Source organism: Burkholderia sp. Ac-20384 (assembly GCF_017104605.1).
In the GTDB taxonomy this organism is placed as follows: Bacteria; Pseudomonadota; Gammaproteobacteria; order Burkholderiales; family Burkholderiaceae; genus Burkholderia; species Burkholderia lata.
On sequence record NZ_JAAGPE010000087.1, the window covers coordinates 1 to 21602 of the forward strand.

Genomic DNA, 21602 nt, shown 5'->3' on the forward strand with positions numbered 1-21602 from the left:
TGCATCGCGGCCGAGTTCAGGCCAACGGCCGGCGCGCAGGTGCGCACGACGCTCGATGCACCGCTGCAGCGCTTCGCGCGCGACACGCTGGTGCGCGCGCTGACGGAACTCAACGCGCCGGCACACCGGCGCAACGTGCAGGACGGCGCGGTCGTCGTGATCGACAACGCGACCGGCGAGATTCGCGCGTGGGTCGGCTCGTCCGGCGCGCTGTCGAGTGCGCGCGACGTCGATGCCGTGCTCGCGCCGCGCCAGGCCGGCTCGACGCTCAAGCCGTTCCTGTATGCGCAGGCGATCGACGAGAAGCGGCTGACGGCCGCGTCGCTGCTCGACGATGCGCCGATCAACCTCGCCGCCGGCGGCGGCCTGTACATTCCGCAGAACTACGACAAGGATTTCAAGGGCTGGGTGAGCGTGCGCAGCGCGCTCGGCGGCTCGCTGAACGTGCCGGCCGTGCGCACGCTGGTGCTCGTCACGCCGCACCGCTTCGCACGCACGCTGACCGCGCTCGGCCTGCCGCTCGCGCAGGAAGGCGACTATTACGGCTTCAGCCTCGCGCTCGGCAGCGCGGACGTCACGCTGCTGTCGCTGACCAACGCGTATCGCGCGCTCGCGAACGGCGGCGTTGCCCGCAAGGCCGTCGACCTGCCCGCGCCGGCACCGGCGTCCGGCGCGTCAGCAGCCTCGCCCGCCCGCGCGGCCGACGGCACACGCGTGTTCAGCGAGGCGGCCAGCTTCGTCGTGACCGACATCCTCTCCGACAACAACGCGCGCGTGCGCACGTTCGGCTTCGACAATCCGCTCGCGACGCGCTTCTTCTCGGCGGTCAAGACCGGTACGAGCAAGGATATGCGCGACAACTGGACCGTCGGCTTCACGTCGCGCTATACGGTCGGCGTGTGGGTCGGCAATGCGGACGGCTCGCCGATGTGGGACGTGTCGGGCGTCACGGGCGCGTCGCCCGTGTGGTCGGCCGTCGTCGGCTACCTGCACCGCGACCAGCCGAGCCGTGCGCCACGCGCGCCGGCCGGTGTGGAGACGCGCCGCATCACGTTCGAACGCGATATCGAACCGTCACGCAACGAGTGGTTCATCGCGGGAACGGCGGTCGACACGATCCGGCTCGCCGCCCCCGTCACGCCGGGCAAGGACGGCGCACGTGCGCCGCTGACGATCGGTACGCCGACCGACGGCACGATCTTCGCGATCGACCCGGACATTCCGCCGAAGAACCAGCGAATCTGGTTCGAGCGCTCGGCCGGGCGCGCGACGAAATTCGCGTGGCGGCTCGACGACAAGGTGATCGGGCATGCCGATCGCATCGCATGGATGCCGTGGCCGGGCCGGCACCGGCTCGAACTCGTCGATGCGCGCGGCAATGTGGCCGATACGATCAGCTTCGAGGTGCGCGGCGCATTCGCGAAGGCGGCCGCGCGCAAGCCGTGAGCGCTTGAGCGCGTGAGCCGGCGTTACTCGCCGGCCGCGTTTGCCTTTGGCGGCTGCGGCCGGGCGGAGAAATCAAGCGTCGGCGCGGTCGAGATCGCCGCTTCGTTCGCGACGCTGAAATTCGGCCGCGGCTGGTAGTCGAAGATCTTCGCGATCAGGACGCCCGGGAACTGGCGGATCTGCACGTTGTAGTGCTGCACCGTCTTGATGTAGCGGCCGCGCGCAACCGCGATGCGGTTTTCCGTGCCTTCGAGCTGCGTCTGCAGATCACGGAACGCTTCGTTCGCCTTCAGCTCCGGGTAGCGCTCGGACACCACCATCAGCCGGCTCAGCGCCCCGGACAGCTCGCCCTGCCGCTGGTCGAACGCCGCGAGCGCGGCCGGATCCTTCGCCATCTCCGGCGTCATCTGAACGCTGCCCACGCGCGCACGGGCCGACGCCACCTCGGTCAGCACGCGCTCCTCGTGCGCCGCGTAGCCCTTCACCGACGCGGCGAGATTCGGCACGAGATCGGCGCGGCGCTGGTACTGGTTCAGCACTTCGGACCACGCGGCATTGATGTCCTCGTCGGACGACTGGATCGCGTTATAGCCGCACCCCGCGAGCGGAGCCAGCACGCAGCACACGAGCAGGATTCGAAACCATTTCATCGTCGGTTGTTTCCGGTTGAACGCTCCGGAGGGAGCGGTAGGTGAAAAGAATCAGGTGCGCGGCCACGCGGCGCACGTGGGCTACCAGCGGCCCGATGCGCCGCCGCCACCGCTCGAACCGCCGCCGCCGCGGAACGAATCGGAGTTCGAGCGCGATCGGGAGCCCGACGAGGAAGACGACGAGCCGATGCCCATCAGCTTCCCCCAGATCACGGCGAGCACGCACAGCACGCCGAAGATGCCGGACAGCACTTCCTCGATCGAATAATCCAGCTCGCGTCCGATCGCGATGATCATGAACAGCGTCCCGCCCACGATCGCCGTGTATTTGCGCACGCGCGCCGACAGGAACAGGTTGATGCCGAGCAGGCACGGCGCGACCCCGGCCGCCGCCGGGACGAACGCCGCGGCGCCCAGCATGGCGGCGAGATTGCCGTTGAAGATCGCGCCGACCGGCAGCATCACGATCGGCACGACGGCCGCCACGAGCCAGGCGGCCAGCAGCGTCACCCTGCGGCGCAGCTGGCGCCACTGCGCGATCACGCCCAGCACCACATTGGCCACCCCGAGCAGGAACCAGAACCGTACGCCGCCCGTGTTCGCGTGTTTCCGCACGAGCAGGCCGTTCGACTGGTATTTTTCGCCGCCAGTCCGCGCGTCGCGGGGCGGCGCACGCGTGGCATCGGTCGTGGTCGCCGCGTCCGTTTCGTATGCGTCGTCGCGCCCGCCGGGCGCCGTCGCGGGTGCGGCCGGCTCTGGCATCGCGGCGTCCGCCGGCATCAATTGGCGCGTCAGCGCGTCCACCGCATCGCTGATGCCGCCTTCGATTCGGTTCTCGCGGAATGCCGGCACGATCCGCTCGCGGATGATCCGGCCCGCGACGATGTCAGGAATCGTGCCTTCGAGCCCGTAGCCGACTTCGATCCGCACGGTATGGTCGTTGAGCGCGGCGACCAGCAGCAGCCCGTTGTTGACCTCGGCCTTGCCGAGCTTCCACTGGTCGAATACGGTGGTCGCGAACTGTTCGATCGTCGACTGCCCGGTCGAGCCGACCAGCAGGACCGCGACCTGTACGCCGAGTCGTTGTTCGAGCGCGGCGAGGCGGTCGGTCAGCTCGGATGCGCAGGCGGCGCTCAGCGCACCTGTCGTGTCCGTCACGCGGCCTTTCAACGGCGGCGCGACCTCGGGTTTAGCGGCGACCGGATAGGCCGCTGCGGCGGCCATGTGCGTGCAGGCGGAGTCGGTTGGGGCGAAGAGCGTATTGGCCGACGACGCCTCGACGGCGGTGTTGCCGGCTTCGGCCGGCGCTGCGATGGCCGCGCTGCCGCACAGCACGACCGCGCTTGCCAGCAAGGCCGTGGTGGCCGTCCGGATGCCGCGGTTGCAGGTCGCGTCCTTCGTGCTGCGTGCGTGCCGAATACCGCCTCGGTTCGTGCCTGCCGACGAAGCCGGATCGCCCTCGCCACCCGGCGGGCACGGCCGGCCCGTCTGTCGTTTCAAGTTCATGTCGGAAACGGTGCGCCGGCCCCATCGGGAACGGCGCGTTCTCTCGTCGTTTTTAATCGTCCCGCAGCTTAACCAATTACGAAAGGAACTGAAAGGCTTCCGGCGCAGCGGACAAACGGGCAAGCAGCCCACGAATACGGGACCTAGAATGACTTGAACGGCGCCGCGTCCCCTGACGCACCGGCTGCGCCCTTCTTCCGGACACCCGCGACCATGAACCTGCACCCCAGGCGTTTCATCCGCCCCGCGCTGGGCACGCTCTGCCTCGCCACCCTCGCAACGCTTCAGGCGTGCAACGGCGATGCCTGCTTCGGCGTGGATGCCTGCTTCAACAACAACACGCAGACGGTCGCGCTCTCCGGCACGGCCGCGACGGGCGACGCGCTCGCGAGCGCACAGGTAACGGTCAGTTGCGCGGCGGGTTCGGCGACAACGCTGACGGATGGCGGCGGCAACTACAGCGTGACGGTCAACGCCGCGCTGCCGTGCGTGATCACCGTGACGTCGGGCGGCACGAGCCTGCATTCGCTCGCGTACGCAGGCGGCACGTTCAACACGACGCCCGAGACCGAGTTGATGCTGGTCTATCTCGCCGCCCAGCTCGGCACGAACACGGCCACATTGATCGGCAATTTCCAGGGGAATTCGCGCTACCAGCAGGCGATGAACAGCTCGAACACCGTACAGGCCGCGCAATCGGCCGTGGTGACGAACCTGCAGCAACGCTATTCGGTTGCGTTCGCGGCGCCGGCATTCCTGACCACGTCGTTCACGGTCGGGCAACCGGGTGTCGACAGCGATCTCGTCGCACTCGCGAAAGCCGGCGCGATCGACTCGAACGGGATGCCGGATCCGGCTGCCGTGTCGCTGCTGACGCAGGCCGGCGCGGCGCATCCGCTGTAAGCGGCCGGTGGCGGGAAGAAAAACGCCCGGTAGCGGGCGTCAGGTGCGCGCTTCGGGTTCGCCGTCAGCCAGCAGCGCCCACCGCTCGTGGTCGCGCCATTCGCCGCCGATACGCAGATAGCGCGGCGAAAACCCCTCTTTCGTGAAACCGAGCCGCCGAACCAGCGCAATCGACGCGTGGTTGCCGGGCTGGATGTTCGCTTCCAGCCGATGCAGCCCGAGTTCGCCGAACGCGACGCCGATCGCCGCGCGCATGGCCTCGGTCATCAGCCCCTTGCGGCTGAACACCGCCATGCCGTAGTACCCGAGATATGCGCTCTGGAACACCCCGCCGACGATCTCGTTGAGGTTCACCACGCCAACCACCGCCCCGGACGTGCGTTCGCGCGCGACGAGACCGACGTTCGGCCCCGTCAGGCAGCGGCCGAACCACTGGTCGAATCCCGCCTGGTCGGTGAATGAGTCAACCCACGGCAGATGGTGGCTTCGGCTCGCGCGGTTGGCGGCGATCAGGTCGGCGGCGTCGGTTCGGGCGACGCGACTCAGCAGGATCGGGTTCATGGGCTGGTCGACAGGTGCCACTCAGGCAGCCTCCTCGCGCCCGCACACGACGGACGCGGCCTGGGCCTGCTGCTGCGACAGGTACCGCAACAGCTTGGTGACCATCCACACTACGATGCACGACAGCACGACGAAGAACACCGCGAGCGGCGTCAGCACGTGAATCGACACGAAACCGGCCAGCCCCATCATCGCGGACGACACCAGCAGCAGTGCGCATCCGAGAATCGCGCTCGTCAGGCCGGCGATATGCGGAAACAGCGAATTGCCCTTGGCCATCAGCGTCGGATACATCGCGCCCGCGCAGAAGCCCATCACGAGCACCGGCGTCGCAAGCGTCCAGACGCGCAGCCCGACGGTCAGCGCCAGCACCAGCATCGCGACCGACGCGCCTGCCATCACGCGCGCGCCGATGCGCAGCCGTTGCTCGGCGCTCGGCAGCCCGGGACGGTGAATCCGGTTCGACAGGCCGCCGAGGAAATACATCAGCCCGATCCCGAGCGCGAGATAGCCGAAGAAGGTCGGCGGCTTGTGCAGCGTGGTCTGCACCATGAACGGCCCGACGATGTTGAACACGAGCAGGATGCTGTAGCACAGCCCCTGTGCAAGGAAGCAGCTCTGGAACACCGGGCTCGCCAGCACCTTGCCCGCGTTCGTCATCAGCGTGCGCGGCTCGAGATGCACGGGTTTCGGCAAGGTTTCCCGGTAACGCCACAGCAGCGCCCACATCACCAGCGAGTACACCAGCAGGAACACGAGGCACGCGCGCCAGCCGAACCATTCCTGCAAGTGCGCGCCGATCACCGGTGCGACGATCGGCGCGAGCCCCCACGCAATCGACATGTACGTAAACGCGTGCATCAGCGCCTGGCCGGAGAACGAATCGGTGATGATCGCCTTCGCGAGCAGGTTGGTAGTCGCGATCCCGAAGCCCTGCAGGCAGCGCGCCAGCACGAACGTCTCCAGGTTCTGCGCGCCGAGCGACAGCAGGCAGCCGATCGTGTAGATCACGAGCCCGAACGCGAGCACGCGCTTGCGCCCGTAAGCATCGGCCACCGGCCCGAAGATGAGCTGGCCGAGCGCATAGGCCGCCATGTAGCCCGACACGCTCGACTGGATCGCCTGCGGCGTGGTCGCGAACGAACGTGCCATGTCAGGCAGCGCGGGCACGTAGATGTCGATCGCGAGCTGGCCGGCAGACGCGAACAGGCAGATCAGGAACAGCAGGAAACGCGGCGAATTCGACTCGCGCGCGGGAGTGAGCGTGGCGTTCATGACGACTGGGAAGGATGTCGGGCGGCAGCGGCGCGGCCGTGCGATGTTCGGATGGCGAACACGCGTGCGACGTGGCGAATCCCGTATTGTGCCTGTTGTCGGGTCGCGCAGCCGGATTCCCCTGGCGTGGACGAGGTTGAATGCCGATTGCGGCATGCCCGGAAATCCGCTCCCGGCGCGGCAGCGCTCGCCGGGGGAGCATCGCCGTCGGTGGCAAATCCGGGCTGGCTCGGCATCCCGGTCCCGAGCGGGCCGGGAACGTATGCATGACGCGTTTTGCCCTGCCGTGCTGTCGACACCGCCGGCACGAGCCGGCGGTTTTTCATTGCCGAACGTCGATCAGTCCCGCATCCCGTCAATACTGCGCCTGATCCGTCGGATTCCTGAACAGCTGCTTCATCTCCGCCGACAGCGGATAGTTGAGGCTCACGCCCTTGGGCGGAATCGGCTGCGTGAACCACTGGTTGTAGAGTTTCTCGGCGGCACCCGACGTCTGCATCTTCGCGATCACACCGTCGACGACATGCTTGAACGCCGGATCGTCCCTGCGCATCATGCACGCGTAGTTCTCGTGAACGAGCGGCGTGCCCGTCACCGTGTACGCGCCCGGGTTGCGATCCTTCGCGATCTCGCCGTACAGCAGCGGCTCGTCCATCACGAACGCCACCGCGCGCCCGGTCGTGACGTTCATGAACGCTTCGGCGTGATCCTTCGCGCTGATGATCGTCATGTTCATCGCCTTCTCTTCATTCAGCTTGCGCAGCAGGCGCTCGTCCGACGTGCCGGCCGTCGTCGCGACCGTCTTGCCGGCCAGGTCCGCGAAGTCCTTCACGCCGGAATCCTTGCGCGTGCTGAAGCGGATGCCATAAAGAAAGATGCTGTTCGAGAACGCGGCCTGCTTCTGCCGTTCGAGCGTGTTCGTAGTCGATCCGCATTCGAAATCGATCGTCCCGTTCTGCAATAGCGGAATCCGGTTCTGCGACGTGATCGGGATTTCCTTCACCGCGAGGTTCGGCGCGTTCAGGTCCGTCTTCAGCTGGTCGATGATGCGCGCCGCGATGTCGCGCGAATAGCCGATGTTCTTCTGCTGGTTGTCCGAATACGAGAACGGCACCGACGATTCGCGAATGCCCAGCGACACGACGCCCGTGTCCTTGATCTTCTTCAGCGTGCCGGGGAGGGCCTGCGCGTGCGCGGCGCCGGCCAGCGCACAGGACAGCGCGACGGCCAGCCAGCGTAAGCGGCGATCCATGCTTTTCTCCTGACGAAACGTTGATCGAATCGCGATCGTACGCCCGACAAAATTCGCGTCGCATCAGGGAAAGCGTAATCAACCTTCCACCGCGGCCGGGCCGTGAAAGATGTTTTCCGTACCGCGCAAACGAGCCCGCGCCGCACGTATCGCCCGACCGGCCGCGCACGGACTCGCCCCACCTTTTGTGCCACACGTTCCAAACACGCGTTCATGCTGCAACGCACCAACGTAATCGTTTGCGCCCGCCCCGGTTTTTCTCGTGAAACGCACTCAAGAAGCCGCCGCGCAGGCCGTTACCCAGTGCATGGCGCGTCGCAGCAACCTTGCTGCAACCGTCAGACAAAAAAGACAAGGTCCGGGTCAGCCGGACCAGCGGCACCGCCGGCACGACGGTTATCTACGAGGATCGAGTTTCAACATGAGAACCAATCTCAACTTTGCGCTGGCGCGCTCCGCACATGCGCGCATGCTAGCCGGCATGCTGTCCGCCGCCGCCCTCCTGCCCCTCGCCGGTTGCGGCGGTGGAGGCGGCGGCGACGGCAGCAACCCGTCTTCTTCCAACGCAGCGCCTGCCCCTGCCCCCACGCCGTCTCCCGCGCCCTCCAATCCCACGACCCCGCCCGCTTCCTCCGGCAGCAATGCCTGCGCGACGCAGCAGGCCGCCGTGCAGATGGCGGCGCAGGCCGCGCCGGTCGAACCGCCGATCGATCACCTGATCGTCAAGCTGAAGACGCTGACGGCCACACGTGCGATGGCGGCCATCGACAACGGGACGCGGCTCGACGCGGTGATCCAGCGCTCGATGACGCGCTGGACGGCGCCGGTCGCCGGCAGCGCACGTGCGTATGCAAGCACGGTCGGGCAAACGCCGGTGAACGTGCAGGTCGAACGGACGATCTCGAATGGCGCGACCGTGCTGTCGCTCGGCCAGCGCATGGCCGCGACCGACGCAGCCGCGCTCGCGCAGGCATTCGCAGCCGATTCGGACGTCGACTACGCGGAACCGGATCACCCGATGCAGATCCGCGACACGCCGAGCGACCCGCTCTACAGCCAGCAGTGGTACCTGTCCGATCCGACCGCCGGTATCGACATGCCGCCCGCGTGGAACGTGACCAAGGGTTCGCCGACCGTCGTCACGGCCGTGCTCGACACGGGCTACCGGCCGCACGCCGACCTCGTCGGCAACCTGCTGTCCGGCTACAGCTTCATCAGCAACGTCAACACCAGCAACAACGGCCTGACCCGCAGCCCTGATGCAACCGACCCGGGCGACTGGGTGACGCAGCAGGAACTCGACAACGCAAACGGCCCGTACTATCACTGCGCGAGCCAGCCGAGCGACAGCAGCTGGCACGGCACGCGCGTGATGGGCGTGATCGGCGCGACCGCCAACAACGGCACCGGCATCGCCGGCGTATCGTGGCTCGGCCAGATCCTGCCGGTGCGCGTGCTCGGCAAGTGCGGCGGCACGACGAGCGACATCGCCGACGGGATGCGCTGGGCAGCCGGCATTCCGGTGAGCGGCGTACCGAACAACCCGCGCCCCGCGAAGGTCATCAACCTGAGCCTCGGCGGTGTCGGCGCATGCAGCTCGACGTTCCAGCAGGCCATCGACGACGTGACCGCGAAGGGCGTGACCGTCATCGTCGCCGCCGGCAACGACGGCCTGTCCACCGGGCTCGACCAGCCCGCGAACTGCCGCGGCGTGATCAGCGTCGGCGCCACCGACACGACCGGCCGCCGCGCGTCGTTCAGCAACTTCGGCCCCGATGTCTCGCTGAGCGCGCCGGGCGTCAACATCCTGTCGACGTCGAATACCGGCACGACGACCCCGGGCTCGGACACCTACGGCCTCGCGAACGGCACCAGCCTCGCGACGCCGCAGGTGACGGGGGTCGCTGCACTGATGTTGTCGGTGAACGGCAACCTCACGCCGGCACAGATCCAGCAGAAGCTGCAGGGCGGCACGCGCACGACCAAGCTCGCGGCCGGCACGTCGTGCACCGCGATGCCGGCGGGCTCCGGCATCCTCGATGCAGGGGCCGCCGTCGCGTCGGCCAACCAGTAACGCTCCCCTGCTCCGGCGCGGCCGCGCGCATGCCGACATGGCGTGCGCGCGGCCGTTTCATTGAAGGCGATCCGGCGTGTCTCCGGTCGCGCGTCGACCCGATTACGTTTCTCGAAATAACGACTGACAAAAGGGTTGACGCTTCGCACAGCGACCCATTACCATCGCTCCCGTCTAATTACATGGAGTGTTCTGTGAACACCGATGCGAGTTGTAGTTGGTCCTCGACCAACTTGACTGCTGCCTGAGGAAAACGCGCAGAGCCTCGTCTTCTGCCGCATCCCGGGAAGCAGGATGCGGCGTCCTTCCGGCCTGACTGGCCAGATCTCCCGCCGAATTTTCATTGTTGTCGAATGCACGCGATGCGCCGTCGCGCGCGTGCGTTCGTGTTGCGCGCAGCATCAGCTGCGTGCGCCTTCCGTTCGCGTGCCGTCCGGCCGCGCGCCTTCGTGCGTGCGTCGCCGTCGATCGCCCGTGCCGATTATTCGCAACCGACAGGAGTGCAGATGAACTCAGACGACAGTAGTCGATTACCGCTCGCCGGTGCGACGCTGCGCATCGCCCCTCCGGCCGCACCGCACGCGCCGGCGAGCGTTCCCGCCTTCACCGATCCACAGCCGATCGCGCCTGACGCGACGCGGCGGGGAGCGCTCGTGCGTCGATAACGTCACGGTCGCTCCCCGCCCGCCGCCTCGTGCGCAAGGAGCGACTCATGACGACACGACACAACACCTCGCAAAAGAAACAGCGCGGCTTCATCAAGGCCGGCGGCACCCAGCAGAACGACCCGCGCATCATGCGCGCCGCGCAGGAAGCGGCCCGTCCGCTCGACGACACGCTGAAGTCGCTGAACACCAGCACGCGCGGTCTCACCTACGACCAGGCCGCCGATCGCCTGCAGCACTACGGCCCGAACGAAATCGCGCACGACAAGCCGCCGCACTGGACCCGCCAGTTGCTGCTCTCGTTCCACAACCCGTTCGTCTACGTGCTGCTGGTGCTGGCCGCCATCAGCTTCTTCACCGACGTCTACTTCGCGGCACCCGACGATCGCGACTATGTCGGCATGACGATCCTGCTGACGATGGTCACGATCAGCGCGCTGCTGCGCTTCGTGCAGGAATTCCGTTCGCTGCGCGCGGCCGAGAAGCTGAAGGCGATGGTCCGCACGACCGCCACCGTGCAGCGTGCAATGACCGACACGTCCGAGCCGACACGCCGCGAAGTGCCGATGCGCGAAGTCGTGGCCGGCGACATCGTGCACCTGTCGGCCGGCGACATGATCCCGGCGGACGTGCGCCTGCTCGCGTCACGCGACCTGTTCATCAGCCAGGCCGTGCTGACCGGCGAAGCGCTGCCGGTCGAGAAGTACGACACGCTCGGCGCCGTCGCCGGCAAATCCGCCAGCACGCGTGCCGCCGGCGCCGCGACCGATACGTCGGCATCGCTGCTCGATCTCGAGAACGTCTGCTTCATGGGCACCAACGTCGTCAGCGGCACGGCGACGGCCGTCGTCGTCGCGACCGGCGAGGACACCTACTTCGGCTCGCTCGCGCGCAACGTCGTGAGCCACAAGCGTATCGAGACGAGCTTCGACCGCGGTGTCTCGAGCGTGAGCTGGTTGCTGATCAAGTTCATGTTCGTGATGGTGCCGATCGTGTTCATGATCAACGGGCTGACCAAGGGCGACTGGCTGAGCGCGCTCACGTTCGCCCTCGCGGTGGCCGTCGGCCTCACGCCCGAGATGCTGCCGATGATCGTCAGCGCGAACCTCGCGCGCGGTGCGGTCGCGATGGCGCGCCGCAAGGTCGTCGTCAAGCGGTTGAACTCTGTGCAGAACTTCGGCGCGATGGACGTGCTGTGCACCGACAAGACCGGCACGCTCACGCAGGACAAGATCATCCTCGAACATCACCTCGACCTGTCGGGCCACAAGGACGAGGAGATCCTGCGGCTCGGCTGGCTGAACAGCTTCCACCAGAGCGGCCAGAAGAACCTGATCGACATCGCGGTCGTCGCGCGCGCCGACGAGATCGGCGAGCGCGTGAAGCCGCAGGGCTACAAGAAGATCGACGAACTGCCGTTCGATTTCGTGCGGCGCCGCCTGTCGGTCGTCGTCGAGGACACGCGCGGCACGCACCTGCTGATCTGCAAGGGCGCGGTCGAGGAAATGCTGGCCGTCTCCACGCACGTGCAGGATGAGGACGGCGTGCGCCCGCTCGACTTCGTCGCACGCAAGCGGCTGCTCGAACAGGCCAGCGCATACAACGAGGACGGCTTCCGCGTGCTCGTGCTCGCGACGCGCACGATCCCGCGTGGCGACGAGCGCCAGCAGTACCGCACCGCCGACGAACACGATCTCGTCGTGCGCGGCTTCCTGACCTTCCTCGATCCGCCGAAGGAATCGGCCGCGCCGGCGCTCGCCGCGCTGCGCGAAAACGGCGTCGCGGTGAAGGTGCTGACGGGCGACAACCCGATCGTCACGATGAAGGTGTGCCGCCAGGTCGGCCTCGAACCCGGCAAGCCGATCCTCGGCGCGGAAATCGAAGCGCTCGACGACGCAACGCTCGCGGAAGTCGTCGAACGCACGACCGTGTTCGCGAAGCTGACGCCGCTGCAGAAGGCGCGCATCGTGAAGGCGCTGCAGGCCAACGGCCACACGGTCGGCTTCCTCGGCGACGGCATCAACGATGCGCCCGCGCTGCGCGACGCCGACGTCGGCATCTCGGTCGACAGCGGCGCCGACATCGCGAAGGAAACCGCCGACATCATCCTGCTCGAAAAGAGCCTGATGGTGCTCGAGGAAGGCGTGATCAAGGGCCGCGAGACGTTCGGCAACATCCTGAAGTACCTGAACATGACCGCGAGCTCGAACTTCGGCAACGTGTTCTCGGTACTCGTCGCCAGCGCGTTCCTGCCGTGGGAGCCGATGCTCGCGACGCAGCTGCTCGTGCTGAACCTGATCTACGACACGTCGCAGATGCTGCTGCCGTGGGACAAGATGGATCCCGAGTTCCTGAAGAAGCCGCGCAAGTGGGAAGCCGGCAACATCAGCCGCTTCATGCTGTGGGTCGGGCCGACGTCGTCGGTGTTCGACATCACGACCTACATCCTGATGTGGACCGTGTTCGGCGCGGGTGCGATGTATCACCTGAACGGCGGCACCGGCGGCCAGATCGTGATGAACTCGGGCTGGTTCATCGAGAGCCTGGTATCGCAGACGCTCGTCGTGCACCTGCTGCGCACGCAGAAGATCCCGTTCCTGCAGAGCACGGCCGCACTGCCGGTGCTGCTGTCGACGTTCACCGCGATCGCGATCGGCTGCTGGCTGCCGTTCTCGCCGTTCGCGGAGTCCCTCGGCTTCATGCACCTGCCGGGCACCTTCTGGCTGTGGCTCGCTGCAACGATGGTCGGCTACATCCTGCTCGCGCAGATCGTCAAGACGATCTACGTGCGCCGCTACAAGCAGTGGTTCTGAGCTTTCCCGCTTGACGGCGTCGTGCCGGCCCGCGCCACCCGCGCGGGCCGGCAGGCTCGCCACGCACGAAAGGTAATCCCATGAAAAGAATGCTTCCGCTCGCAGCCGCGAGCGCCCTCCTCGCACCGTTCGACGCCCTCGCCACCCATCCGCTCGTCAGCGACGACACGGGCACGCAGGGCAACGCAAACGGGCAGTTCGAGTTCAACGCCGAGGAAACCTCGAAACAGGAAGAAAACGGCCGCCACCAGCTGTGGAACGCGACCCTCACGCGCGGGTTCGGCGAGCACGCCGACCTCTACGTGAACGTGCCGTACACGCATCTGCAGACACGCACCGACGAGAACGGCGCCGGGGTCGGCGATGTCGAGATCGGCATGAAATGGCGGTTCGTCGAACGCGGTCCGCTGTCGATCGCGCTGAAGCCGAAACTGACGACGCCGACCGGCAACGATCGGCGCGGGCTCGGCACCGGCCGCGTGGGTGCCGGCGCGACGCTGCTCGCGCAGCTCGACGTCGCACGGTTTTCGTTCCTCGCGAATGCGGGCATGACGGTCCAGCCGAATCGCCAGGGCGACCGGACGTCGATCTGGGCCGTGTCGGGCGCGGCGATCTACAAGGCGACCGACACGCTGCAGATCGTGGCCGACATCGGCACGTCGCGCAACACGGCAAGCGGCGCCGGCACAAATCCCGCATTCGTGATCGCGGGCGCGATCTATTCGCCGAAGCCGTGGCTCGACCTCGACATCGGCTACCGGCGCGGGCTGAACGACCAGACTTACGATCATTCGGTGATGGGCGGCGTGACGGTGCGGTGGTAACGCATCGACGCCGCATGTCGAACCGCAACACGACGGGCCGCTTCGCGCGGTCCGTTTTTCATTGCGCGTCGTTCGCGCCGAACAGTTGCGCGCACACCGCGCGCCCTTCGTCGGTCAGCGCGGCGCTGCCGGTGCCGTCCTCGTTCAGCGTCGTCGCGCTCAGGCCTGCCGCGTCGAGCTGTGTCAGCACGCGGCGCAGCGTGCTCATCGGCAATTGCGTGCGTTTCGCGATCTTCGGCAGCGACCAGGTCTTGCCGGCCGGATCGCTCGCGGCATCGTTCAGCGTCGCGAGCGTCGCAACGAGTGCGGGATCGAGCGGGGAGTCGTCGGATTCTGAAGTCATGGGTTACGTTCGGTGAGCGAGACACTGGGGCTTTTGTTCGGCGTCCGGCACGCGATCGGGCGACCGCCGCCGGCCGAGGACACTATACCGCTTCGTCCATCATGCATTCTTGATCGCGGCACGCATGAACGACACGAAGCGTGTGGTGACGGGATCGTCGCGGTCCGACAGCCACGCGAGCCCGACGCGCCACTTCGCGTCCTTGCCGTCGAGCGGCAACACCGTCGCGTCGCGCAGCAGATATTGCGCACGCGACGGAATGAACGCGACGCCCGCACCGGCCGCGACCGACGCGAGCACCGACTGCACGTCTTCGGCCTGCTGCGTCACGTGCGGCACGAAGCGGCGCTCGACGCACCATCGGTCGACCTGCGCGGCCAGCCCTTGCCCGCGTGCACGCTGCAACGCGATGAAGCCAATCTCGTTGAGCGTGCCGAGATCGGCCGGCACGCGCTTCAGGCCGAGATGTGGCGGCACCGCCAGCGCCAGCGCCTCATCGATCACCTTGAACGACGACAGTCCTTCGTCCGAAGGCAGGCGCAGGAACCCGGCGTCGAGCTTGCCCGCGCGCAACCGGCGCGTCTGCTCCGCGGACGACAGGTCGCTCAGCGTGACGGCAATGCCCGGATTCCGGCTGCGAAACTCCGCGACGAGCCGCGGGACGAGCGTGAGCACCGACAGGCAGATGCCCAGCCGCAAATGGCCGCGTTGCCCGCTCGACAGCTCGCGTGCGCGGACGAGGATCTCGTCGGCATCGCGTACGAGCGCCTGCGCGTCGGGCAGGAACCGCTCGCCGAACGGCGTCAGCTCCGCACCGTGCCGGCCGCGCTCGAACAGCTTGCCGCCGAGGCTCGACTCGAGCGCGCCGATCTGCTTGCTCAGTGCCGGCTGGCTCATGTGCAGCGCATCGGCCGCGCGGCTGAAATGGCACAGCTCGGTAACGGTCAGGAACGTTCTCAGCAGTTTCAATTCCATTCTTAAAAGGAATCGTAACGATCAAAACATTCATTTTACCGATCGATTGCGATGGCGTTCAATACGGACATGCCCTTTCAGGAATCGATCGTCATGTCTGTTGATCTCGTCTGTGAATGTCCGCCCGACGACACTTCGTGTGCACCGGCCGCCATCGGCGAGCGCGCCGCAATTGCCGACCCGAGCGCGCCGAAGCGTCGTGCCGAACGCGCTGACGGCCGAGGCCGCCGCTTTCGTTTCGGCGATGCGGTGGACGCGATGAGCGCGATGAACGACGCGCCACCGCGCCCCGTGACCGGCTCGATCGCGATCAGCTTCGCGGTGGTGTCGCGGCGCAACTGGCCGCGTTGAATGGCGTGCGGCACCCGTGCATGCTTGCCATGCCTGCCCTCGCCATCGCGACATCAAACGCTGCATTCACCCGAGCGCCAGGTCGGCGATATCGATGCGATAGATGTTGCCGTCCGTACCGACCGCATGAAGCACGCGACCGCGGCCAGTCATTCGAGCGATGTCGACCGGTACGGAACCATCGCGCTGCAAGCGATACGTGCGCACCAGTCGAGCTTCGCCACCGCCATCGATACGCACCAGATACAACATGTCACGGTCCTGATACGAGCCGCAGAGCAGTGCCACGTATCCGTCGGGCCGCGTCACATCCTCCATGACCGCGAACGCATGGCTGCCGCTAACCGGCATCCGCGATGACCAGACGGTTTGCCGGTCACGCACGCGGGTCAGCGCGAATGTGTTGTAGTAGTAGATCCACGCGTCCCGATCGTCCGGAACATTGAGCGCATAACAGCAGTCGATCGGCCCGAACCCCGGCGACGGAGCAAACGCATAGCGCTGCTCGCCGGCCCGGCTCCACGCGATCAACCCTGGCGCACCGACCGGCGAATCCCAGCCCAGATTGCCGTACACGCCCTCGTCGAAATAGGACGTCCAGATTTCCCCCGCAGCCGTGGACTGCACGGCCTCGATGCCGTCGCCCAGCAGGATTGCGCCGTGCGGTGTGCCGTCGCGTCGATAGAAGCGGCCATTCAGGTCGAAATCGTCGTCGCCGCGGCGGACGGACCGGCAGCACACCAGCAGCAGATCGTCGCCGACAGGCTGGATGTCGTGGATATTGAACGGCTCCTTGTCGATCATGCAGTCCAGGCGAACCTCGCCGCCCTGCCAGGCCATCACGCGATACCGCTGCGACGTTGACGGCACCGTTTTCGGAAAAGACGCACCGTTCGATAGCGTCCGGTCATCGAGCGGCTCCAGTGCAAACACCATGTACAGTGCGTCGTCCGGTCCGACGTTGAAGGCAACCAGTTCACCCGTCGCGGACAGGCTGTCGATCGATACGCAAGACTGCACGGGCAACGCGTGCGGGCGGCTGGACATGGGCGCTCCTGGAAATGATCTCGACATCTTGCCGGCTGTTCCATCATTTGTCAGGCAGGCGCGACATATCGACGCGAATCGCCATGCAAAGCGGCGTCAACCTGCTGACAGTGCCGCCGAAACGCACCGAATCGCGCATCTTTTCCCGCCTTCAATCGTCATCGCCCCGCGATCGACCGTATAATTTTCCGCATCCCGCTGACCACCCATACATTCCACGCAGCCTCACCGCGCGTGAAAAGGAGACTTTCGCTTGACCGGCCTCATCGCGCGCCTGCCATTCGCCCGGACCACCTTGCTCGTCGCCCTGTCGATGCTGATGCTCGCCTTTTCGACGAATGCATCGTCCACGCCACGCAACCCGCCGCCGCGCGCCGCGCACGCTCATGCGCCGGCGAAGGCCGTCAAGAAAGCCGTCAAGAAGAAGCCGGCCCAGCGCAACAAGAAGGCCGTCAAGCATCGTCGCCCGCGCGTGAAGCACCAGGCGGTGAAGCGTCACGCAGCACCGGCCCCGCAGCAGCGTCGCGCCAAGCGCACGACCGCCGTGCGCCCGCGCCCGGCCGACAAGCCGCGCCTGATGGCGAGCTGCGGCTACAGTCCGCGTGCGGTCAATTCCCTCCATTCACGCGCGGCCTACGTGCTCGACGTCGATTCCGGCACGCCGCTTCTGGCGCGCAACGCACGCACGGTGCGGCCGATCGCGTCGATCTCGAAGCTGATGACGGCCGTCGTCGCACGCGACGCCGACCGTCCGCTGAACGGCGTGCTGCGCGTCACCGCGCACGACCGCGACACGATCAAGTTCACCGGGTCGCGCCTGCAGGTCGGCTCGGAACTGTCGCGCCGCGAGATGTTCCATATCGCGCTGATGTCGTCGGAAAACCGCGCGGCCGCCGCGCTGAGCCGCGACTATCCGGGCGGGCGCGCCGCGTTCGTCAACGCGATGAATCGCGAAGCGCGCCGGCTCGGCATGCGCCATACGCACTTCCGCGAGCCGACCGGCCTGTCGCCGCACAACGTGTCGACGGCAGAGGATCTCGCGAAGCTCGTCGGCGCGGCGGCGCAGGATCCGCTGATCCGCTATTTCTCGACGGATACGTCGACCACCGTGCGCCCGGGCGACGGCGAGCTGCTGTATGTGAATTCCGACCCGCTCGTCCGCTACCGCCGCCTGCCGATCCGGCTGCAGAAGACCGGCTTCATCAACGAGTCGGGGCACGGCGTCGTGATGCGCATGCGTGTGAAGGGCCGCCGCGAAACGGTCGTGCTGCTCGGCGCACCGACGCGCGCAGGCGTCTCGAGCGATGCCATCAAGATCCACCGCTGGCTGTCCTGCTCGATCCAGTAAGCGCGCACGGGCGGCCGGCGCGTTCACCGACGGGAGCGATGCCATGCAGGACGAATACCGCTTCAACGCGTTTGGACGGCTGCTGGCCGTCGTGCGCAACAACGGCCGCTGGGCCGTGTTCGATCTCGGCACCGAAGGCAAGCGGCGCCCGGCCGACCTGCACATTCCGTCCGCGCTCGCCGCTGACGAACTCGCGCAATACCTCGGCGACCTGCTGCACGAGGATGCGACCCCGAGATACAGCGAAGTCGTCCCGGTCCCGCTCCGCGGCGCGTAACCGCCCTCCTGCTGCACGCCGGCTCGGCGGACAATTCGACAGTTAAACTTGCAAGTTTAACTGTCGTGTCCTATGATCCGCCGCATGAACCCGCCACGCAAACCCGGCGTTTCTGCCGACATCGTCGCCGCCGACCTGACCCTTGCAGTCGGCCAGTTGATCCGCCGGCTCCGCTCCGAGATCGAATCCGGCGGGCTCGGCATGTCCCAGACGAGCGCGCTCGCGCGACTCGAACGGCACGGGCCGATGACGACCGCCGACCTCGCGCGCGCTGAAGCGATGAAGCCGCAGTCGATGAAGGCGACGCTCGCGAGCCTCGAGGAAGACGGTCTCGTCGAGCGCGAACCACATCCGACCGACGGCCGCCAGATCCTGTTCCGGCTGACCGCGGCCGGCCTCGACGCCCGGCTCAAGCGCAACGCCGCGAAACACCAGTGGCTCGGCGCCGCGATCGCGCAGCTCGATCCCGACGACATCGACACGCTCGCCGCCGCGATCCCGCTGATCCGCCGCATCGGCGAGCAATGAATCCGGCCGGCGCGCGCCACGGCATTCGCGCGCACGGCTTTCTTCGTCCCTTTCACGGAGTCCCATCATGAGCGCAACCCGTCTCGACACGAACACCGCACTCGTCGTCATCGACCTGCAGAAAGGCATCGTCGCCCTCCCCACCGCGCACCCGGTCGAACCGGTGATCGCGCACACCCGCACGCTGCTCGACGCATTCCGCAGCCGCGGCCTGCCGGTCGTGCTCGTCAACGTCGCGGGCGGCGCACCGGGCCGCACGCAGCAGCAGGTGCGCCTGGACGCCCTTCCCGCCGACTGGGCCGAACTCGTGCCCGAACTGAACCGGCAGCCGGGAGATCACGTCGTGACGAAAAAGACCTGGGGCGCCTTCACCGGCACCGACCTCGACGCGCACCTGAAGGCGGCCGGCGTCACGCAGATCGTGCTGACCGGCATCGCGACGAGCATCGGCGTCGAATCGACCGCACGGCAGGCGCATGAACTCGGCTACAACGTCACGCTCGCCATCGATGCGATGACCGACCTCAACGCGGACGCGCATGTGAACAGCGTCGAGCGACTGTTCCCGCGCCTCGGCGAGACGGGCACGACGCAGGACATCGTCACGCTGCTCGACCGGCGCGGCGAGTGAGCGACCAACACGCTCGGCCGGCGCAGGACCACGCGACCGGCCGGCCCGATCCGTCGATCTGGAAGGTCAGCGCGGTCGCGGTGCTCGGCTCGCTGCTGTCGCAGCTCGACGCGACGATCGTCAACGTGTCGCTGTCGAGCCTCGCGACCGACCTGCACGCGAGCCTCGCGACGATCCAGTGGGTGACGAGCGGCTACCTGCTCGCGCTCACGCTGGTGCTGCCGCTGAACGGCTGGCTCGTCGACCGGATCGGCGCAAAGGCGCTGTATCTGTGGTGCTTCTCTGCGTTCACGCTCACGTCGGCGCTGTGCGGGCTTGCTTGGTCCGCGCCATCGCTGATCGCGTTCCGCGTGCTGCAAGGCGTGAGCGGCGGGCTGCTCGCGCCGATGGCGCAGATGATGATCGCGCGCGTCGCCGGCCAGCAGATGGCACGCGTGATCGGCTACGCGGCCGTGCCCGTGCTGCTTGCGCCGATCCTCGGCCCGGTCGTTGCGGGCGCGATCCTGCAGCACACGTCGTGGCGCTGGCTGTTTCTCGTGAACCTGCCCGTCGGCGTATTGGCACTCGCGCTGGCCGTGCGGTTCCTGCCCGGCGACCGTGACGACACGCAGCCGCGCGAGCTCGACTGGGTCGGCCTGGCGCTGCTGTCACCGGGGCTCGTGCTGTTCCTGTACGGCATCGAGCGGATCAACGAAGCGCTCGGCATCGCGGCGATCGTCGCGGCCGTGCTGTTGCTTGCGGCGTTCCTGCGCGTCGAAACGCGCAAGGGCGACCACGCGCTGATCGACCTGGCGCTGTTTCGCGGCAAGGTGTTCGGCGCGGCCGCGTCGACGCAGTTCCTGTCGAACGGCGCGCTGTTCGCGGGCCAGATGCTGATTCCGGTGTTCCTGATCCAGGCGTGCGGCCGCACGCCCGGCGAGATGGGCTGGCTGCTCGCGCCGATGGGCCTCGGCATGCTCGTCACCTACCCGTCGATGGGCGCGCTGACGAGCCGGTTCGGCGTGCGCCGGCTGGCCGCCGCCGGCGCGTTGCTCGCGCTGTTCGCGACGCTGCCGTTCGTGTTCCTCGCGCTGACCGGCTACGATCCGTACCTGCTCGTGCCGGCGCTGTTCCTGCGCGGCATGGGCCAGAGCGCGATCGGCACACCGTCGATCTCCGCCGCGTATGCGTCGGTCGAGCGCCGCAACCTGCCGATGGCGACCACCTCGCTCAATATCGTGCAACGGCTCGGCGGCCCGACGTTCACGACGGTCTGCACGCTGTTCCTCGCTTGGCGGCTGCAGGTCGAATCGGTGACGAGCGGCGGCACGCAGGCCAACGCGTACGCGTGGGCGTTCGGCCTGCTTTGCGTGCTGCACGCGGCAAGCTTCGTCACGACGCTGCGGCTGCCGTTGTGGTCGGACGGTGCGGGCGGGAAACCCGCCGGCGCCGCGCGCGCCGGTTCGCGCTGACCACGGATGCTGCGCCGCGCTATGTCGCGCCATGCCGCGCTGCGCGCACGGCGTCGCTACGGCAGCCACATCGGCACGATCGACACCACGAGCAGCACGCCGAGCCCGGCATTGAGCCAGCGCCACTGCCGCTCCGTGCGCAACACGCGCGCGAACAGCAGCCCGGCGAAACACCACAGCGACAGCGACGCCATCGCGGCCACGCCAAACGCCAGTCCAAGCAAGACGCCGAGCCGTGCCGGACCGGAGGCGAGCGCGGCGAACGACGCGGCGGCACCGAGCGTCATCGCCCAGCCTTTCGGGTTGTGCCAGAGCATCCAGACGCCGCTGACGAACCCCTGCGGCCGATGCACCGCGGCATCGAGCCTCGGCTTGCCGCCACGCCCGATGCGCACGGCCAGCCACACGAGGTACAGCGAACCGACCGCCTTCATCGCGAGTTGCAACGCGGGCAGCGCAAGCAGCACGCCGCCGAGCCCGGCCGCGGCAGCGGCGGCCATCGACGCCAGGCCGGCCGCGATGCCCGCCATCAGCGGCAGCGAACGCCGATAGCCGAAATGCGCGCCCGAGGCGGTCGCGAGCGTCGTCGCGCCGCCCGGCGTCACGGTGGACACGATCACGAACAGCATCAGCGGCAGGTAGTCGCGGAACGGCACGGAAGCTCCCGGTTGTCGTCGTCGAA

Annotated in this window: 20 protein-coding genes; 11 read left to right on the top strand and 9 right to left on the bottom strand. The window is 67.4% G+C overall.

The features are described from left to right. The coding region (locus G3O00_RS18455; protein ID WP_277399284.1) for a penicillin-binding transpeptidase domain-containing protein at positions 1-1446 on the top strand (1446 nt) is incomplete at its 5' end. A gap of 23 nt (positions 1447-1469) precedes the next feature. Here the strand turns inward: G3O00_RS18455 and G3O00_RS18460 are convergent. Next, positions 1470-2096 carry a LemA family protein gene (locus G3O00_RS18460; protein ID WP_206143880.1) on the bottom strand — a complete coding sequence of 209 codons (627 nt, stop codon included), beginning with the start codon at positions 2094-2096 and terminating at the stop codon, positions 1470-1472. A gap of 81 nt (positions 2097-2177) precedes the next feature. Then, positions 2178-3602, bottom strand: coding sequence for a TPM domain-containing protein (locus tag G3O00_RS18465; RefSeq protein WP_206143881.1), 1425 nt, complete (start codon positions 3600-3602; stop codon positions 2178-2180). A 213-nt stretch (positions 3603-3815) separates the two neighbouring features. On the opposite strand from G3O00_RS18465, the gene G3O00_RS18470 reads away from it, so the two are divergent. Next, a complete protein-coding gene (locus G3O00_RS18470; RefSeq protein WP_206143882.1) occupies positions 3816-4505 on the top strand; it encodes a hypothetical protein in 690 nt (229 codons plus the stop codon). A 39-nt stretch (positions 4506-4544) separates the two neighbouring features. Here G3O00_RS18470 and G3O00_RS18475 read toward each other — a convergent pair whose 3' ends face one another. The 3 genes from G3O00_RS18475 to G3O00_RS18485 all read right to left on the bottom strand — a co-directional run bounded on the left by G3O00_RS18475 (position 4545) and on the right by G3O00_RS18485 (position 7593). Continuing rightward, positions 4545-5066: a GNAT family protein gene (locus G3O00_RS18475; RefSeq protein WP_206143883.1), complete on the bottom strand. Its 522-nt coding sequence runs from the start codon at positions 5064-5066 to the stop codon at positions 4545-4547. A 21-nt stretch (positions 5067-5087) separates the two neighbouring features. Continuing rightward, on the bottom strand, positions 5088-6341 hold the full coding sequence (locus G3O00_RS18480; RefSeq protein WP_041493266.1) for a multidrug effflux MFS transporter: 1254 nt from the start codon (positions 6339-6341) through the stop codon (positions 5088-5090). Between the two features lie 355 nt (positions 6342-6696). After that, a complete protein-coding gene (locus G3O00_RS18485) occupies positions 6697-7593 on the bottom strand; it encodes a glutamate/aspartate ABC transporter substrate-binding protein (protein WP_206143884.1) in 897 nt (298 codons plus the stop codon). A 421-nt stretch (positions 7594-8014) separates the two neighbouring features. On the opposite strand from G3O00_RS18485, the gene G3O00_RS18490 reads away from it, so the two are divergent. The 3 genes from G3O00_RS18490 (at position 8015) to G3O00_RS18500 (ending at position 13969) form a co-directional block, all read left to right on the top strand. Then, positions 8015-9667: a S8 family peptidase gene (locus tag G3O00_RS18490; protein ID WP_174929574.1), complete on the top strand. Its 1653-nt coding sequence runs from the start codon at positions 8015-8017 to the stop codon at positions 9665-9667. 712 nt (positions 9668-10379) lie between these two features. Then, positions 10380-13145 (top strand): magnesium-translocating P-type ATPase, encoded by a 2766-nt coding sequence (mgtA, locus tag G3O00_RS18495; protein ID WP_174929575.1) that lies wholly within the window; start codon positions 10380-10382, stop codon positions 13143-13145. Between the two features lie 80 nt (positions 13146-13225). After that, entirely contained in the window at positions 13226-13969 is a 744-nt protein-coding gene (locus tag G3O00_RS18500) for a transporter (RefSeq protein WP_206143885.1), read from the top strand. 58 nt (positions 13970-14027) lie between these two features. Here the strand turns inward: G3O00_RS18500 and G3O00_RS18505 are convergent, their stop codons facing one another. Both G3O00_RS18505 and G3O00_RS18510 read right to left on the bottom strand, forming a co-directional pair. Further along, complete coding sequence (locus G3O00_RS18505) at positions 14028-14312, bottom strand: hypothetical protein (RefSeq protein WP_011354884.1); 285 nt, start codon at positions 14310-14312, stop codon at positions 14028-14030. A gap of 99 nt (positions 14313-14411) precedes the next feature. Next, positions 14412-15287: a LysR substrate-binding domain-containing protein gene (locus tag G3O00_RS18510; RefSeq protein ID WP_174916508.1), complete on the bottom strand. Its 876-nt coding sequence runs from the start codon at positions 15285-15287 to the stop codon at positions 14412-14414. Positions 15288-15338: 51 nt separating this feature from the next. Between G3O00_RS18510 and G3O00_RS18515 the strand changes: the two genes are divergently transcribed. Further along, positions 15339-15638 carry a hypothetical protein gene (locus G3O00_RS18515; protein ID WP_206143886.1) on the top strand — a complete coding sequence of 100 codons (300 nt, stop codon included), beginning with the start codon at positions 15339-15341 and terminating at the stop codon, positions 15636-15638. Positions 15639-15704: 66 nt separating this feature from the next. Here the strand turns inward: G3O00_RS18515 and G3O00_RS18520 are convergent, their stop codons facing one another. Then, entirely contained in the window at positions 15705-16685 is a 981-nt protein-coding gene (locus tag G3O00_RS18520; RefSeq protein ID WP_206143887.1) for a hypothetical protein, read from the bottom strand. 253 nt (positions 16686-16938) lie between these two features. Here G3O00_RS18520 and G3O00_RS18525 point away from each other — a divergent pair, with 253 nt between their 5' ends. The 5 genes from G3O00_RS18525 to G3O00_RS18545 all read left to right on the top strand — a co-directional run bounded on the left by G3O00_RS18525 (position 16939) and on the right by G3O00_RS18545 (position 20920). Further along, positions 16939-18033, top strand: coding sequence for a serine hydrolase (locus G3O00_RS18525; protein ID WP_174929579.1), 1095 nt, complete (start codon positions 16939-16941; stop codon positions 18031-18033). Positions 18034-18076: 43 nt separating this feature from the next. After that, complete coding sequence (locus G3O00_RS18530) at positions 18077-18310, top strand: hypothetical protein (protein ID WP_206143888.1); 234 nt, start codon at positions 18077-18079, stop codon at positions 18308-18310. Between the two features lie 72 nt (positions 18311-18382). Next, positions 18383-18838 carry a MarR family transcriptional regulator gene (locus G3O00_RS18535; RefSeq protein ID WP_011354878.1) on the top strand — a complete coding sequence of 152 codons (456 nt, stop codon included), beginning with the start codon at positions 18383-18385 and terminating at the stop codon, positions 18836-18838. Positions 18839-18905: 67 nt separating this feature from the next. Further along, positions 18906-19469, top strand: a complete 564-nt coding sequence (locus G3O00_RS18540) for an isochorismatase family protein (protein ID WP_206143889.1) — start codon at positions 18906-18908, stop codon at positions 19467-19469. Continuing rightward, a complete protein-coding gene (locus G3O00_RS18545; RefSeq protein ID WP_206143890.1) occupies positions 19466-20920 on the top strand; it encodes a DHA2 family efflux MFS transporter permease subunit in 1455 nt (484 codons plus the stop codon). The genes G3O00_RS18540 and G3O00_RS18545 overlap by 4 nt, the downstream gene beginning before the upstream one ends. A 56-nt stretch (positions 20921-20976) precedes the next feature. On the opposite strand, the gene G3O00_RS18550 is transcribed toward G3O00_RS18545, so the two are convergent. After that, entirely contained in the window at positions 20977-21576 is a 600-nt protein-coding gene (locus G3O00_RS18550; RefSeq protein ID WP_206143891.1) for a LysE family transporter, read from the bottom strand. Positions 21577-21602 lie beyond the last annotated feature (26 nt).

Coding starts and splice junctions, on each gene's coding strand:
- G3O00_RS18465 (WP_206143881.1), bottom strand. CDS start 3,602: ATGAACTTGAAACGACAGACGGGCCGGCCGTGCCCGCCGGGTGGCGAG.
- G3O00_RS18470 (WP_206143882.1), top strand. CDS start 3,816: ATGAACCTGCACCCCAGGCGTTTCATCCGCCCCGCGCTGGGCACGCTC.
- G3O00_RS18530 (WP_206143888.1), top strand. CDS start 18,077: ATGCAGGACGAATACCGCTTCAACGCGTTTGGACGGCTGCTGGCCGTC.
- G3O00_RS18515 (WP_206143886.1), top strand. CDS start 15,339: ATGGCGTTCAATACGGACATGCCCTTTCAGGAATCGATCGTCATGTCT.
- G3O00_RS18540 (WP_206143889.1), top strand. CDS start 18,906: ATGAGCGCAACCCGTCTCGACACGAACACCGCACTCGTCGTCATCGAC.
- G3O00_RS18475 (WP_206143883.1), bottom strand. CDS start 5,066: ATGAACCCGATCCTGCTGAGTCGCGTCGCCCGAACCGACGCCGCCGAC.
- mgtA (WP_174929575.1), top strand. CDS start 10,380: ATGACGACACGACACAACACCTCGCAAAAGAAACAGCGCGGCTTCATC.
- G3O00_RS18505 (WP_011354884.1), bottom strand. CDS start 14,312: ATGACTTCAGAATCCGACGACTCCCCGCTCGATCCCGCACTCGTTGCG.
- G3O00_RS18490 (WP_174929574.1), top strand. CDS start 8,015: ATGAGAACCAATCTCAACTTTGCGCTGGCGCGCTCCGCACATGCGCGC.
- G3O00_RS18485 (WP_206143884.1), bottom strand. CDS start 7,593: ATGGATCGCCGCTTACGCTGGCTGGCCGTCGCGCTGTCCTGTGCGCTG.
- G3O00_RS18510 (WP_174916508.1), bottom strand. CDS start 15,287: ATGGAATTGAAACTGCTGAGAACGTTCCTGACCGTTACCGAGCTGTGC.
- G3O00_RS18480 (WP_041493266.1), bottom strand. CDS start 6,341: ATGAACGCCACGCTCACTCCCGCGCGCGAGTCGAATTCGCCGCGTTTC.
- G3O00_RS18520 (WP_206143887.1), bottom strand. CDS start 16,685: ATGTCCAGCCGCCCGCACGCGTTGCCCGTGCAGTCTTGCGTATCGATC.
- G3O00_RS18500 (WP_206143885.1), top strand. CDS start 13,226: ATGAAAAGAATGCTTCCGCTCGCAGCCGCGAGCGCCCTCCTCGCACCG.
- G3O00_RS18535 (WP_011354878.1), top strand. CDS start 18,383: ATGATCCGCCGCATGAACCCGCCACGCAAACCCGGCGTTTCTGCCGAC.
- G3O00_RS18460 (WP_206143880.1), bottom strand. CDS start 2,096: ATGAAATGGTTTCGAATCCTGCTCGTGTGCTGCGTGCTGGCTCCGCTC.